The organism is Endozoicomonas sp. ALE010, from assembly GCF_049310165.1.
Lineage (GTDB): Bacteria > Pseudomonadota > Gammaproteobacteria > Pseudomonadales > Endozoicomonadaceae > Endozoicomonas.
Window position 1 is genome coordinate 173,354 of record NZ_JBLYNV010000002.1, and the last position, 14,475, is coordinate 187,828.

The following is a 14,475-nucleotide window of genomic DNA, read 5'->3' on the forward strand; positions in this document are numbered from 1 at the left end:
TAAGTACAATTCGCAAACGATAATAATTCTTGTTTGCAGACTGCTATGAAAAAACTCCTCTCTATTACTTCCGCTATTGCTATTTCCTGTTCTTCTTTGCTGGCCCAGGCTGCTGAAGAGGTCAATATCTACTCTTATCGTCAGCCTTTTCTGATAGAGCCCATGCTGAAAGACTTTGAACAGGAAACGGGCGTAAAGGTGAACGTGGTGTTTGCCAAGAAAGGACTGGAGGAGCGTATTGAGCGGGAAGGCAAATTCAGCCCGGCAGATGTCGTACTGACTTCCGACATGATCAGTCTTTTTGATCTGGTTGATCGCCAACTGGTGCAACCCGTGAACAGTAAAACCATTAATGAGAACATCCCTGTGCACTTAAGGGATCCGGACAACCAGTGGTACTCATTAACCATGCGGGTGCGGAATATTTACAGCTCCAAACGCAGCGACAAGCCCGTTGATATCAACTACGAAGACCTGGCCAGCAGCAAGTTCAAAGGCAAGATCTGTACCCGCAGCGGCAAGCACCCCTACAACATTGGTCTGGTCGCCTCGATGATCGCCCATAACGGTGAAGCACAAACCAAACAGTGGCTGGAAGGGGTAAAAGCCAACCTGGCCCGTCGTCCCCAGGGGAATGACCGGGCCCAGGTCAAAGCGATCAAAGAGGGGGTTTGTGATGTCTCTCTGGGCAACAGCTACTACTTTGGCAAGATGATGAAGAATGATGATCAGAAAGCCTGGGCTGATGCCGTTTATATTAACTTCCCGAACCAGAAGACGGTGGGTTCCCATGTCAACATCAGTGGCATGGTGATGGCAAAGTACGCACCGAACAAGGATAATGCCCTCAGGCTGATGGAGTACCTGGCCAGTGAAGAGGCTCAGTCCATTTATGCCCGGGACAATATGGAATACCCGGTCAACCCGAACGTTCCAGTGTCTGACACCGTGGCTGCATGGGGAGAATTCAAGGCGGATCCACTGCCTATTTCAGACATTGCCGCCAACCGAACCAAGGCTCAACGTCTTCTGGACGAAGTAAAATTTGATCTATAGATCTCATTAGTGCATGAATCACAACTTACCAACCTACTGGAGGGCTGGCAGCTGGCTGCTGGCCCTTTTACTTTTTTCCCCTGTTATCGCCCTGATCCTGGAGGCTTTCACCCCTGCCGGTGAGTTATTTGATCATCTTTGGGATACCGTCCTGACCACCTACATCGTGAACAGTGTTCTTCTGATTCTCGGGGTAGGGGGACTTGGGGCTGTTCTGGCGATCCCTGCCGCCTGGGTGATGGCCAATGCCCGGATTCCGGCAAGAGATCAGCTCCAGTGGTTACTGGTATTACCACTGGCCATGCCATCCTACGTTATTGCCTATATCTATACCGACCTGCTGGAATTTGCCGGACCAGTGCAGCGTTTTCTCAGAGCGCTCACGGGTTGGACGTCAGCCGCAGACTATTCCTTCCCGGAGATACGCAGCCTGGGCGGTGCCATTATAGTGCTTGCCCTGGTGCTTTATCCCTATCTGTATCTGCTGGCAAGAACCGCGTTTCTTGAGCAATCGAAAAGCCAGACCCTGGCCAGCCGACTGTTAGGTTGCTCACCTCTGCACAGTTTTTTCCGGGTAACCCTGCCCATGGCCCGTCCCGCCATCATTACCGGTCTGGCGCTTATGGGCATGGAAGCCCTGGGTGATTTTGCCACAGTAAGCTATTTTTCCGTGCCCACATTAACCACGGCGGTATACGACACCTGGCTAGGTTATGGCAGCCTGAATGCGGCGGCAAAAATCTCGGCCATGATGTTGCTGGTGGTCATGTTGTTGATCAGCATGGAAAAATACAGCCGTCGTAAACAGCAGCTGTACCAGAAAAATACCGGGCAGGAGCAGCGGGAGTTGATCGAGCTTTCTGGCTGGTCAAAATGGCTGGCTATCGGCTGGTGCTGGCTGCTGGTCACCCTGGGCTTTTTGCTGCCTTCTCTGGTGCTGGTGGAGTACCTGATTGTCTATTTCGATGATTCATGGAGCAGTGCTCTGTTTGAATATGGTATCAACAGTCTGATGGTTTCCGGTTCCGCAGCTGCTGTTGCCTGCTTTATTGCCTTGTTCCTGGGCGTTTATCAGCGTTTACAGCGCACGAGCTTGTCCCGTATCCCTGCTCGCCTGGCCTCCACCGGTTACGCCCTGCCGGGCAATGTTCTGGCCATTGGGGTACTGATCCCTCTGACGCTCTCGGATAATGTGCTCAACGAACTGCTGATTCACTGGCACCAGTCGCCGGTTGGGCTTATTCTCAGTGGTTCTGCCATTACCCTGGTGTTTGCCTACGTGGTACGTTTCTCCGCTGTCGCCGTTGGCAGCGTTGAGTCCAGTCTTGGGCGAGTGTCTCCTTCACTGGATATGGCCAGCCGAACCCTGGGGTGTAACCCCGGGGAAATGGTCAAGCGTGTGCATCTGCCGTTGATCCGTAAAGGCATGCTGGCAGGGCTGCTGCTGGTATTTATTGAGGGTATGAAAGAGCTGCCTGCCACACTGCTACTGCGCCCCTTTAATTTTGAAACACTGGCCACCCGGGTCTTCCAATATGTGTCTGATGAGCAGCTGGAATATGCGGCACCTGCCGCATTGGTGCTGGTTCTGGTAGGATTGGTGCCCCTTATTATGCTTAATCGCTCTCTGGAAAGGCAGGAACAGCAATGAGTGCCCTGAACATCACTGAACTTGCCTGTGCTTATGATCGGTCAGCCAGAAAAAGCAGCGCCACTGGCGATCCTCTGGTCCTGTCCGGGGTAAACCTGGCCATAGAGGATGGTGAAATTGTCTGCCTGCTGGGTCGCAGTGGCTGTGGTAAGTCGACCTTATTAAAAGCGATCGCCGGTTTGATTCAACCGGTATCCGGCACCATTGAACTGCATGGCCGGGAAGTCAGCTCAGCTGCCCGGGTAACACCGCCAGAGCAGCGGGGCATCGGCATGATCTTTCAGGATTATGCCCTGTTTCCCCACCTGACGGTGTTTGACAACATCAGTTTTGGACTTAACAGTTTTGGACTTAAGGGTGCCTTCGGCCAGAACCAACAGACCTCCGAACAGGTCAGGCAACGGGTTCAGGATATGCTGCAGCTGGTGAATCTTTATGGTCTTGACCAGCGCTATCCACATGAACTGTCCGGAGGGCAGCAACAACGGGTGGCCATCGCCAGGGCACTGGCCAACGAGCCTTCCATTCTGTTGCTGGATGAACCGTTTTCCAATATCGACAGCCAGGTCCGTCAGCATCTGGTCAGGGAAATACGGGATATTCTGAAGCAGCAAAAAGTCGCCGGACTGTTTGTGACCCACAGTCGTGAAGAAGGTTTTGCTTTTGCGGATACCATCGCCGTCATGGGGCAGGGCAGAATCATGCAGCAGGGGACGGCCTTCGATATCTATCACTACCCTGATAACCGTTTTATTGCCGACTTTATGGGGGCCGGAAATGTTCTGCCGGCCACCATTGAAGATGAGTTTCATGTGAGCACCCCGCTGGGCGTTGTGGCATCCACCCAACCGCTCTCTGTGGAAAAGGCAGGCACAAGCCTGGAGTTGTTTATCCGGCCACAGATGGTGGCCCTCTCGGCTGTGGATAAATCTGAAGGCTTACTGTCTCAGACCTCTGCCGATACTTTTCCACAGGCAACGATTACCCGGCAGCAGTTTATGGGCAAAAGTATACGCAGCGAGATTCATCTGGACTGTTGCCAGGGGAGTTATCAGCTGGTGGCAGAGCATTCAAACCCGGTAGCCGGGAATGCCAACGTTCAACTGAACATTATTCCCCATGATCTGGTGTTGTTTGATGCTGATGGCCTGAACGCACGGCGAAAAAGAGGAACCGCACCATGATGCCCAGACATAACTGATGTCAGGCTAACCCGGATATTTCAGAAACTTGCTCCCGTTTGTCCTTTGCCGCTCTAAGTGAGTTTTGCTCAGTCGACCGTACTCCCCGGTACGGCGCTCCCTCACAAAATCCCTTAGAGCGACAAAGTCCTGAGAATTATTTCAGATATGACTTCTCTGGACTAACCTCTATCAGATTTTTCCGGAGTGATCTGATGAGAGAGTCTATCTTGCCATTGCCTCCTGCACAGGAAAAACCAGATGAACCTTGTCTGAGTGAAACGAATCCGGTTATTCCTGAACAATCAGCTCATTTTCACAGGTGGAGTATTACCTCGCTACCGGTGGAATTATTGTTGAAAATTACCGGTTATTTACCGCTTAAGGACGCGTGTAATTTGGCACTTGTTTCCAGAAGAATGCACACTGTCCTGAATGAATATGGATTATTTGAAGTTGTTCGGTGCTACGGGAATCTGAGTAAGAATGAACAGCTGTTTTACCGGGGTCTGAGTATTACCAATCAACCACTGATTCATCATCTGCGGACATCAAAAATACAAGTCATTGCCGGGCAATCGTATTGTACTGAAAATTTTCCGGCAATCTGCGCATATCACGCTGATCATTTACGCAATGAAACCATTAATGCCACCTCACTTAAATTTGTGCTGCAAAACTCGTTTGGCAGGGAAGATAACATTAGTGAATACTATCTCAATGAGAATCACAGTCGGCTGCTCATTAATGATAGTCACAGCTCTCAGTGTTCTATCTGGACGGCGGGAAGTGATGGTTGCTGGAGCAGGGAATTCACCATTAAAGCTCGCAGTTTCTTCGAATGCTTTAACAGCATTGATCGATACCATGGCAATACTGTTTTTATACCTGTTGATCCTCCCCCCTCTGATAGATCTGCTTTTAAAACCTATGGTGCTAAAGACGCTTTACTGTCGATTATTCAGCGGGATGGGAAAGGCTTATGGACTGAAACAAAGCGAATGACTGTCGCTGAGCTTTTTCCCGATCCTTATGGAATAAAAAGCCTTGATTTCAGCTTTTTATCTTTTCAGATTTCACCTGATGGGAAATCTCTGATTTATTCTGAATCTTACCGGATGAGCCTGATTTTAGGCCAGCAATTGAATGGTCAATGGCAAAACAACGGTGTTTGCATCGGACGTCGCAGTATTTTCAGCCCGGACAGTAATCATATTGCCATAAATTGTGGAAGATATATCGATTTCTATGGAAAAAGAAAGGATGGCCGTTGGTTAGCCAACGGGAAACTGGAATTTAGCATGCCTACCATGGCTCTGACAGAAGCGAGAAAAAGAGTAGAGGATTATTGTGGTTTTGACACCATTCAATTCAGTCCGGACAGTCAACATTTTGCTGCATGCTTCAATGATGCCGGGGAAGATTCCGACGACATGGATATAAATGTAGAGGATTTTTTCGTGGTTGTTTTTAGTCTTGGTGATAACGGTCGATGGTCTGAAGCGTTAAGAATCACCAAACATCAGCCGCAACCCGTTGATATTATATCGCTGGACGTAACCTTCAGTCCCGATAGCCGGTATCTGGTTGTTCATGGCGAAGATAATTTTGATATCTGGCATTTAACGGATAACAACGGTTGGGTAGCGGAAATAAAAGATCATGACTATTTCCAGAAGTCCCGCTGGGTTTTGCCTAATTCAATGGTGACATTCAATGTGGACTCCTCGGTATTTGTGCTGTTTCAGGAGGGATCTGCAATGATCTGGCAATTGGACGGGGCCGGAATGTGGCACTGCCAGCACATGTTTACTTATATTTGTGACAGGGGATATCCTCGCAGGTATGCAAACTCCGCTGTTCCTACTGCCCAGAAGCTCAGCCCGGACGGACACTCGATTATTTGTACTGACGATCGGGGGAGGCTGGATATCCAGGTGCAAAAGAAATACGGTGAATGGGTCCGGCAAACCCCGGACTCTGATTTACGACTCTGTGAACCTGATTTTAATCACGGTGGGTCCCTTTTTGCCGGCCTTGATGTTAACGACAAATCTTATCTGGTTGTACTGGGCATAACTCCAAAGGGTATCTGGCAGGAAAAGGGCCGCCTGCAAGCGGAGGGTTGCATTGACAGCTTCAAATTCAGTCCTTGCGGTCACTCCATACAGGTCAGCTCTATGGATGGCGACCGGAAAATCCTGTCTTTTTGGCAGATCGAGCGGGAACCTGACAGGCAACAAAGAATGCATTTACCGAGATCCCGGGAGGTTGACCAAGAATAGCCACCGTATGAATGTAGCAGCAGCTGCCCGATAGGGCAGTCCATTCTCAGGTAGCCTCTTACACCAGACTGCATGCCCTTCTTTAATCTGAATTTCAAGGACTATTCTACCAACCTTGTAGATAGAGGCCGGTGGAAAAAAGACTACCCATTTTCTTCTTTGCCATTGGGCAGAAAATCCGTATTACTCAGCCAGTGGATAAAACCGGGTGGTTGATTGACCGGAAAGACGTCTTCGTGCATCAAGTCATTAATGATGGTTGCTGAGCGCCAGGCCGTGAGACTTAACTGCGGCTCAACAATGCCGTGACTGTGTAAACCGGCATTCACCGCATAAATCCGTCGGTCTTCCGGGCCATCCCAGGCCACTTTAAAACTTGGGGATAGCTTGAATCGATTTTGCTGATCCATCGTTAACTGTTCCCGAATCGGTTCCAGATACTCGGGCAGTGCATTCTGAAAGCCAGTACATAGAATAACCACGTCAGCGGCCAGCTGTTCATCGCATTCTGACAATGCATTGAATAAACGCAGATCATAAAAGCCTGTGGACGTTAAGGACATATCTGCTAACGTTCGGTCCGGCAGCAATTGCCAGCTCACATCACCGTTGCCAAGATAGGTTCGGTCATAAAGCTCCCGGTAGAGTTCCAGCAGATAGGCCGGGGTAATTCCATCACTTGCCAGCTTTTGATAATTGACGATGTTCTGTTTTTTATCACTGGGCAGTGACAGAAACTGGCCCACATAGCCCGGGGTGAAATACTCATTGGTAAAGGGACTTTCATCCAGGGGTTCAAAGCCCGCTCGCCGGGATACCCAGTTCACCTGAGCAACCTTTCCCCATTGGCCTCGCAGACAGTTCAGGAAGACTTCGGCCCCGGTCTGTCCGCCACCAATAACCGCCACCCGTTTATTGGCTAAATCTACATCCTGCGTCATCAGGCTACCGGCATGGAAGCAGTCCGGGCCGAGCCATCGCCGGGTACACTCCGGGGTATAGGGTGATTTGCCGGTGCCCAGACAGAGATTCCTGGCTTTAAAGGATTGATGGTCAGACTTCAGCACAAAGTGATGATCGGTAAAGCTGACTTCCCGAATTTCAGTATCAAACGTGACCGAACTCAGGTTATTTGCCACCCAGCTCAGGTATTCAACAAACTCTGTACGACTGATGACCATTTTTTCGGTGGAGAGAAATGAGTAAAAACGCCCTTTATTGACCAGAAATGAAATAAACGACCATGGGCTTGTTGGCTGAACAGCAGTAACCAGGTCTTTCAGACAGGAAGTTTGCATATGAGCCCCCGGAAGCATTAGGCCCGGATGCCAGCCAAAGGTTGCTTTTTTGTCAAAAAACCGGGTTGAAATGGTGGGTTGACTATCCAGCAGGGCGGCCAGGCTCAAATTGAATGGCCCGGCACCCAGTCCGGCCAGTTCCAGAATATCGGTTTCGCAATCCGTGATTTTTTGCAATCTCATCGTACTTCCCTGAATGTCGTTGCTAATGGGTTGTTAAGCGGTGTACCCAGTTCCGGCAGTGGACGTTCACTGGCGTCACCATAACCCTGTTTGAATCGGACTCTGTTCAGGCAAACACGGGCCATTTCCGGTTGGAACAGGTCAAACAGTTTAAAGCGCCCGTTCAGTTCCGGATGTGCTTTCATATACAACTGCAGTTGTTTACCAAGGAGTCCGTAAAAGTCCACCTCAGAAAATCCTTTTTCCGCCAGGCCTTTTTCTGCCAGGCAAGCGGAAATAAAGCGCAGAACGCTGACAAAGTGCCCAGTCTGCAAGTCATGAATAAGGTATTCAGCGGGCAGTCTCGTAGTCACTGAGCGGGCATAGTCACTCAGGCTTTCCAGCTCAGGAAAGTCCTGATCAATAAGGCGCAAGTCCCCCTGAAAATCTTTAAGAGCAACACGGACAGGCTGATGATGCTCAAGAACCACCGTGACATTCTGGCCATGGGCCACCAGGCCAACACCGTATTTACAGAGCAAATGGTAGAGTGGGATGACCACCGAATTGAACAGTCGGGTCAACCATTGTCTGGCTGACAGCCCTGAACGGCGAATGTACTCATGGATGAGCGGTTCATTGAAACCATCCCGTTGAAACAGGGTGGAGATCAGGACAGCACGTTCAGATGTCTTGATTTTGTCGTGTACACTCTGTCGCCAGATGCAGCCCAGCATCTCATGATAACGATAGGGAGCATCCTCAACCTGGGTAAATATCGGGTTGGGGTAGAAGGCACCTGCGGGCTCTTCAAGGATGATGACGCCCCGGTTTGCCAGCGTTGGGTCAGTATTCACAATATTGGCCAGCCACCTGGATATCATCGGCCCGGCCTTGATGTAGTGACCGGGAATACCCCGATAGCAGGAGGTGTTTAAAATCGAGAGCGGCAGCTTAATGTTCAACTGTTTGGGTCTCTGCCGGTTTGATAGCGTACGCAGAGACTGTTGCGGCAACATCGGGTCACCAAAAGCCCCCAGATGAACGATACGATCCGCAGCAATCTCGCCAGCAAATAAATTCACCAGCTTGTTTTGCCATTGCCATGGGTGAACCGGCAGCAGGAAATACTCGTCTGCTGTTAAATTCATTCCATGAAAGACGTCTAAAAGCTTAGCCTGAGCCTGCGTATCAAGCACTGCAGACAATAATGCCTGCTCAGAAAGGTCATCTATTTTGGATAGCTGACAATGCTCTCGGCTGACGGCCAGCCATTCCAGTTGAATCTCCGGCAGAAATTCGGTGGCATAGGCCTCATAGTCATTGCCCCCCCAACCGATACGGCCTTTGCTGACGGTCACTTTCGGGTGACCATCCAGATAACATTGGAGTTCATCATCGGTCAGGTCAATCAACTCAGCGGCAGTTTTTTGATGGTAGTTCTGCTGTACCCGAACTTCGGCCATCAGGGTGTTGGCCAGCTCTTCCAGAAAATTTGCCAATATTACCGACGTGAGATGAAGCTCTGTCCGGGCATCAATAAATAACTGACTGACATCCGAAAATGACGAGCACTGACCATCAGATCCGGTACGAATAATGGAGGCCGGGTCAATGATCAATTGATCCCAGACGGTTCGCCAGGCTGCAAACTGATAGCGGGTGCCACTTTGCAGCTCCAGGGTGAAATCACCGTTATCAAGCTCCAGTGGTGAAATTGCTTCTTCCCAGCTCAGTTCACTGAGACTTTTTGCCAGCAAACGTTGATTAGCCTGTAACCAGAAAGAGGAGGGTTTGGTCTTCAGTGGACTCTTCAGTAGACTCTTTAGTAGAGACTGTGTGACCGCCTGATTCATAGCTGTACCTCCCTGAAAAACGTACGTCGATAACCGTTTACCAGGGCTGCCCGTTTATGGGGGAAATCAAATGTTTTGACAAACGACCAACCGGCAGGTGCCAGTAACTTCAATAAACGCCGATTGTCGGCCCTTGGCTCACCAACCAATCGGCCGGTTCTCGGATCGTCCAGATAGAGGAAGTGGGTTATGGATTTGGTCCAGCTGTTGGAAAACCGTTTTCCCAAGAAGTCCGGGTTTCCCACCAGCAGATGAAAACCACGGTCCCATGGCTGGCAGTCATAATAGGGAGCAATGCGATCTTCCATCGCCCAGTAAAGCTCAAAGTAACCAAAAGGTTCACCGTTAATGCTGCCTACCAGGGGCCAGGTTTTTCTGTCTTTGAGCAGCGTTTGCAGGTAGTTGCGCAGCTCTTCCCTGCTCTTTGCCAGTTCCCAGAACTCAGCAACTCGCGGCTGATTCATCCACTGATGAAAAGTGGCCAGGTCTTCCTCCGGATCAATGGAGCGGAACGAAATAGTGAGATCATTCTGATAATCATAACGCTGATAAACGACACCGGAAGGTTGTAACGGTCGCAGCGGGTGGGAAATGCCATTGCTGTTTTCCGTCCAGATTTCTGGTGTCAGTACATTGTTGTTTTGCCAATGCCAAAGCGTACGATTCTGGTAAAAGCCGGTTCTGACGTTGATGCTCTCCCCGGAGGTTTGATCAATATCATGTAGCCATGACCCTGACTCCAGCTGTTCAGATATCAGGGGAGACAAGTGAATTTGTTCCAGCGTTGGATGGTTTGCATACAGATAATCCAGGCCTGCCGCCATAAGATGATCGGGAATCCTGTCCTGCAGGTCGGAGCTATTGGCCGGAGAAATAACCAGCCTGTCGGTGCCAGAGATGCTCAAATGCAGTGAAGTGGTAGCATCATTGATCAACAGTGTGTTGGTGCTGAGAGGCTTCAGTGTTATCTCCGGATGCAGAATACCCGGCAGTGTTTTTCCCGGAAGTTTCATTGTTGTTGTCATTGCTGTCCCTGTTTACGGATTTTTGGCGATTAAGGTAGAAGTTCGTCCTGTGACAACCCGACGAGTGGGTTAGCTAGCGGGTGATACACTGCCAGAGGATTTTCCAGGGTGTTCTCATTCATATCGCAGTAAGAGCAATAAAAGTTGCCCTTTGACCAGAGTTCAGGACTGTTGAGAATGTAGTCCAGACAACCTGTATCTCTGGGATCAGACGCTCTGAGTTTCATCAGAAACTCTCTAAGGGCCACCAGCAGTGAAGATTCTGAAGTGACTTGCCCGGCCCCAAGGGCACTGATGACACTAAAGGTGGAATTGATGATCAGATAATAGGTAAACAACCAGTTGCCCAGTTCACCATCCACATGATGCTCCTGCTGCCTGGTTTCTGCTGAGATCGTCTCCGCCAGAAGTTCACGGGCGGTATGGCTGTAGCCCGTTCCCTGGCAATCACGGAAATAGACTTTCCGGGGATAACCCTGTTTCAGAGTGATCAACAGGTTCTGCTGATGGGCACCAAATAAAAGACCAAAGTCTGACTGTCCAATCATCAGCGGTTCTACGACTGTTGACAGGTATTGGTTAAACCAGCGAACAGCTATTTTTTCTGGTGGAAGCTGCTCTTTGTCAGCCAGTTTCCGGATCAGTGAAACCAGCCTTGATGCACCGTCAGGATTATCCTGGGTCAGGCTGGCCAGTAACTCGGTTGACCTCAATGTTTGAACGTTATTGAATGGATTTTCCCGCAGAACCATCATGGTCTCTGGCAATATCTGTCCATCCGGTCCCCTGATCGCCCCATGGGCAGGCTCGGTGATCACCTCAAAGTCCGGGTAGCGCTGCTTCATTTCCGTGCCAATGGACGTATGATATTTCACCTGATGGATCTCTTTGCCGCGAATCACCTCTTTAGGTAACAGGTGGCGCACAGAGTTGGTCAGTTTTACGCTGAGTGAATACTTCAACATGAAAGACGCGTGGCTGGCATGCAGGGAACGCACGGATGATGTTGCTCTCCAGTCACTGCCCTTTAATCCATAATCAACCAGTTTTTTTTCCTGAATCAACTGACGTATATAGTTACTTTTCAGCCACTGTTCAGCCTGCCATGGATGGGCAGGCAAGAGCGTTTGATGCTCCGGGGTTCCATGGAGTAATGCAGCTGGAAAGTTCTGGTCTTCTTCTGCCAGTTGTCTGGTCAGTTCACTGAACGACAGTGTATGAACACTGTCGGCATCGAGCAGGTCGGAGTCTATGGCAAACCAATGTAGCTTGAAGCTGCTACCAAACTCAGGCATATACCGGGCGGCATCATCCCGACTGAATTGATCATAACTTTTCGGGCAGGGATGGACAGAGTGCCCTGCCAGCAGTGACTGTTCTGAAGTCTGAAAATCCCCGGGAGCATTAAAAATAGCGTCTAATGATGGCTGACGGACTCTCAGATTGGTTTCAATATTGTTAACACTGTGATGAACCCGTTCCAGGAAGTTTCTCCGGCTCTGTGGATCGCTCTGCCAGAGAATATCCCCACTGACCAGCAACTGAACGGCCTCTATAAAAGTGATGGGAGTAGCCGTTGCTTTTGCCGGGCTCGATAAAATGACTGGCATTAAAAACTGGTGACGCCCGGTTATTGAAAAGTGACTGATACATACCAATAGCGATACATCATGAACAGGGATATTGATCACATGGTCAATGTTCTTCCCGATGGCAGAGTTCAATTGTGATCGATAACGCTCTATCACTTTAAACTCATTAACTTTATGTAATGTCCAGCCTTGCCATTCTCGCAGGAGCGCATTAAAAAAACAGTTAGCGCTCAGCACTTCAGCCTGGTTTCTGACAATAGCCGCATCACTTCGCCGTTGAGCATCCACGCTATCGGGGGATATGCCGGACATTATTTTATCAGCCGACGATTTCAGTATTGAATCTGAGGACATCATTATTATTTCAGTTTTTATGGTTCAACGAATTACGCTCTCATCAACAACGTTGTTGAGAGTTAGTTATTAAAAGTTTTAATAGGGGTTGGTCATCAATTCTTAACTTATTCACCAACCCATTTTCCTTTTCAACGGTCTGTTATTTTCACTTTTTAAAATCGATCCCGTTCTGGATTGGGTTGTCATCCTATATGATAACAATTATCATTTGCAACAAATTGAATAATAAATGTGCAGCATTGAGAATTGAACATGCCGGAAAATGCGTTATATCACGTTTCAACAGACACCCATTCCGGGCAGCGCTCTTTCGGACAACGCTCTTTCGGACAAAACCCTGCCCGGAATAACTTCTGTCGTTTGATCGCGGTATTCCTGCTGGGAACTGGCCAGACAACACTGCTGATCAGCCTGCCAGCCATTCTGGAAGAGACCGGAATTGGCTATGGTGTGCTCAGCACCATGGTTGCTCTCGGTACAGGATTGTTTATCGTATCGGCCCCCATCTGGGGACGGATATCAGACAGATATGGTCGTATACCTGTAATCATCTCGGGTACTGCCGGCATAGCCCTGAGCTTTTTGATGCTGACCCTGTCTATTCAGGGAGTAGTGTCTGACGTGCTGAATCAACAGCAGGCAATTTTCTTAATGTTCTCTGCCCGCATCGTCTATGGGCTGCTTGCATCTGGCTTGTACCCGGCAGTTCAGGCATGGGTAATTGACGACAGTAGTCCGTCAAATCGAGCCAGAATGCTCAGCCGCATCACCGCCAGTATTAATGTAGGTCGGCTATCAGGCCCCCTGGTGCCAGCCATATTCATCAGCTGGGGAAGTGCTTTTCCCATCGGTGTCGTATCGCTGCTGGCTATGGTTCTCTTCATTCTGCTAGTCATTTTACCCGTTGTATCAGTCAGGCATGACAAGATGTCAGCAGCCAGTAATGGCAATGTGCGCTTATTGGGATTAATGACAGAGACCTGGCCGTTGCTGTTACTGGCGTGCTCAGTCACTACGTTGTTTGGGTTTCTGCAATACCTGGCCGGTCCCCGACTTCATCTTATTGTTCATGACGGAGTCACCACCACCCGATTACTGTCAATCCTGATGATGCTGGCAGCACTGTCGACCATTATTGCCCATCTGGTCGCTGCCCGGTGGGTTCAGCGAAATCTGGTCATGGCATTGAAGTGTGGGAGTGTGTTGTTGCTGATCGGCAGTATGTTCATGGTGACCGGTGAGCGCCTGTTCTGGCTGGCCAGCGGACTGACCATCAGCGCCGCTTCGGTTGCTTTATTAACCCCCGCCTATACGGCATTGGCATCTGCTCAGGCCAGCAGTCAGCAGGGTGCTCTTACCGGCATGCTCACTATGATTCATACCATTGGCTATACGCTGGGTGCTTTGCTGGCCGGCACGATGAACAGTAATGGCTGGCAGCAGGAGTTGGTCGGGGTGCTGGTTGCCAGCATATCACTGATGATCACTTTTTTATGGGTTGATCATAAACACGGGAAGTCATTATGTCTGCGATTCAAATGATGGGTTGGCCAATGGTTACCATCCGCTTTAATGCTCCGGCAACGGATCAGGATGCACAGGATTGGTTACATGAGTTATCCGGGCTTCTGGACAGAAAAGAGCCCTTCAGCATGGTAATACATGCGCAGCCTGACAGTGAATTTTCACCCGTAGCCCGTAAATTGCTTGGGCTCTGGTTTAAGGAGAAGCGAGAGTTGCTGGGTTTATATTGTTCCGGTGTCGCCAGGCTGGTTGGCTCGGAACAAGAGGGCGACCGTGTGGTCAGTAAAAACATGCAAAATGCCATGCCGTTTCCCATGAAGGCGTCCCTGGATTGGAGTGAAGCAAGGGATTGGGCAATGGCTCGAATACAGGATAACAAGAAAATTACTTGAAGGATCAAATGATAATCAATATCATTCGCAACCATCTCAAAACAACTGATCAATAAACCAGCAGAAAACGGATCAGCCTGAGACAAACGAAACAGT

At 49.5% G+C, this 14,475-nt stretch carries 10 protein-coding genes; 6 read left to right on the forward strand and 4 right to left on the reverse strand.

Annotated elements, in window-relative coordinates; genetic code table 11:
* Nucleotides 1-45: 45 nt before the first annotated feature.
* The 4 genes from ACO6UY_RS01860 (at nt 46) to ACO6UY_RS01875 (ending at nt 6,173) form a co-directional block, all read left to right on the forward strand.
* Nucleotides 46-1,056 (forward strand): Fe(3+) ABC transporter substrate-binding protein, encoded by a 1,011-nt coding sequence (locus ACO6UY_RS01860; RefSeq protein WP_422444431.1) that lies wholly within the window; start codon nt 46-48, stop codon nt 1,054-1,056.
* Between the two features lie 13 nt (nt 1,057-1,069).
* The gene (locus tag ACO6UY_RS01865) at nt 1,070-2,707 is read left to right on the forward strand and encodes an ABC transporter permease (protein WP_422444433.1); all 1,638 of its coding nucleotides are present in this window, start codon (nt 1,070-1,072) and stop codon (nt 2,705-2,707) included.
* Nucleotides 2,704-3,891 (forward strand): ABC transporter ATP-binding protein, encoded by a 1,188-nt coding sequence (locus ACO6UY_RS01870; RefSeq protein WP_422444435.1) that lies wholly within the window; start codon nt 2,704-2,706, stop codon nt 3,889-3,891. The genes ACO6UY_RS01865 and ACO6UY_RS01870 overlap by 4 nt, the downstream gene beginning before the upstream one ends.
* 212 nt (nt 3,892-4,103) lie before the next feature.
* The gene (locus tag ACO6UY_RS01875) at nt 4,104-6,173 is read left to right on the forward strand and encodes an F-box-like domain-containing protein (RefSeq protein ID WP_422444437.1); all 2,070 of its coding nucleotides are present in this window, start codon (nt 4,104-4,106) and stop codon (nt 6,171-6,173) included.
* 143 nt (nt 6,174-6,316) lie between these two features.
* Here ACO6UY_RS01875 and ACO6UY_RS01880 read toward each other — a convergent pair whose 3' ends face one another.
* From ACO6UY_RS01880 to ACO6UY_RS01895, 4 genes are read right to left on the reverse strand one after another with little or no spacing between them, the layout of a single operon-like run.
* Entirely contained in the window at nt 6,317-7,654 is a 1,338-nt protein-coding gene (locus ACO6UY_RS01880) for a lysine N(6)-hydroxylase/L-ornithine N(5)-oxygenase family protein (protein WP_422444439.1), read from the reverse strand.
* A complete protein-coding gene (locus ACO6UY_RS01885; RefSeq protein ID WP_422488883.1) occupies nt 7,651-9,489 on the reverse strand; it encodes an IucA/IucC family protein in 1,839 nt (612 codons plus the stop codon). The genes ACO6UY_RS01880 and ACO6UY_RS01885 overlap by 4 nt, the downstream gene beginning before the upstream one ends.
* Nucleotides 9,486-10,514 carry a GNAT family N-acetyltransferase gene (locus ACO6UY_RS01890; RefSeq protein ID WP_422488885.1) on the reverse strand — a complete coding sequence of 343 codons (1,029 nt, stop codon included), beginning with the start codon at nt 10,512-10,514 and terminating at the stop codon, nt 9,486-9,488. Before ACO6UY_RS01890 ends, ACO6UY_RS01885 begins: the two co-directional genes overlap by 4 nt.
* Before the next feature lie 29 nt (nt 10,515-10,543).
* A complete protein-coding gene (locus tag ACO6UY_RS01895) occupies nt 10,544-12,463 on the reverse strand; it encodes an IucA/IucC family protein (RefSeq protein ID WP_422488887.1) in 1,920 nt (639 codons plus the stop codon).
* Nucleotides 12,464-12,715: 252 nt separating this feature from the next.
* Between ACO6UY_RS01895 and ACO6UY_RS01900 the strand changes: the two genes are divergently transcribed.
* Both ACO6UY_RS01900 and ACO6UY_RS01905 read left to right on the forward strand, forming a co-directional pair.
* Complete coding sequence (locus ACO6UY_RS01900) at nt 12,716-14,005, forward strand: MFS transporter (RefSeq protein ID WP_422488889.1); 1,290 nt, start codon at nt 12,716-12,718, stop codon at nt 14,003-14,005.
* Nucleotides 13,987-14,379 carry a hypothetical protein gene (locus tag ACO6UY_RS01905; protein WP_422488890.1) on the forward strand — a complete coding sequence of 131 codons (393 nt, stop codon included), beginning with the start codon at nt 13,987-13,989 and terminating at the stop codon, nt 14,377-14,379. Before ACO6UY_RS01900 ends, ACO6UY_RS01905 begins: the two co-directional genes overlap by 19 nt.
* The last annotated feature ends 96 nt before the right edge of the window (nt 14,380-14,475 follow it).

Bases quoted from the DNA above. Each gene is read 5' to 3' on its own strand.
- ACO6UY_RS01860 (WP_422444431.1), top strand. From the start codon at position 46: ATGAAAAAACTCCTCTCTATTACTTCCGCTATTGCTATTTCCTGTTCT.
- ACO6UY_RS01865 (WP_422444433.1), top strand. From the start codon at position 1,070: ATGAATCACAACTTACCAACCTACTGGAGGGCTGGCAGCTGGCTGCTG.
- ACO6UY_RS01870 (WP_422444435.1), top strand. From the start codon at position 2,704: ATGAGTGCCCTGAACATCACTGAACTTGCCTGTGCTTATGATCGGTCA.
- ACO6UY_RS01875 (WP_422444437.1), top strand. From the start codon at position 4,104: ATGAGAGAGTCTATCTTGCCATTGCCTCCTGCACAGGAAAAACCAGAT.
- ACO6UY_RS01880 (WP_422444439.1), bottom strand. From the start codon at position 7,654: ATGAGATTGCAAAAAATCACGGATTGCGAAACCGATATTCTGGAACTG.
- ACO6UY_RS01885 (WP_422488883.1), bottom strand. From the start codon at position 9,489: ATGAATCAGGCGGTCACACAGTCTCTACTAAAGAGTCTACTGAAGAGT.
- ACO6UY_RS01890 (WP_422488885.1), bottom strand. From the start codon at position 10,514: ATGACAACAACAATGAAACTTCCGGGAAAAACACTGCCGGGTATTCTG.
- ACO6UY_RS01895 (WP_422488887.1), bottom strand. From the start codon at position 12,463: ATGATGTCCTCAGATTCAATACTGAAATCGTCGGCTGATAAAATAATG.
- ACO6UY_RS01900 (WP_422488889.1), top strand. From the start codon at position 12,716: ATGCCGGAAAATGCGTTATATCACGTTTCAACAGACACCCATTCCGGG.
- ACO6UY_RS01905 (WP_422488890.1), top strand. From the start codon at position 13,987: ATGTCTGCGATTCAAATGATGGGTTGGCCAATGGTTACCATCCGCTTT.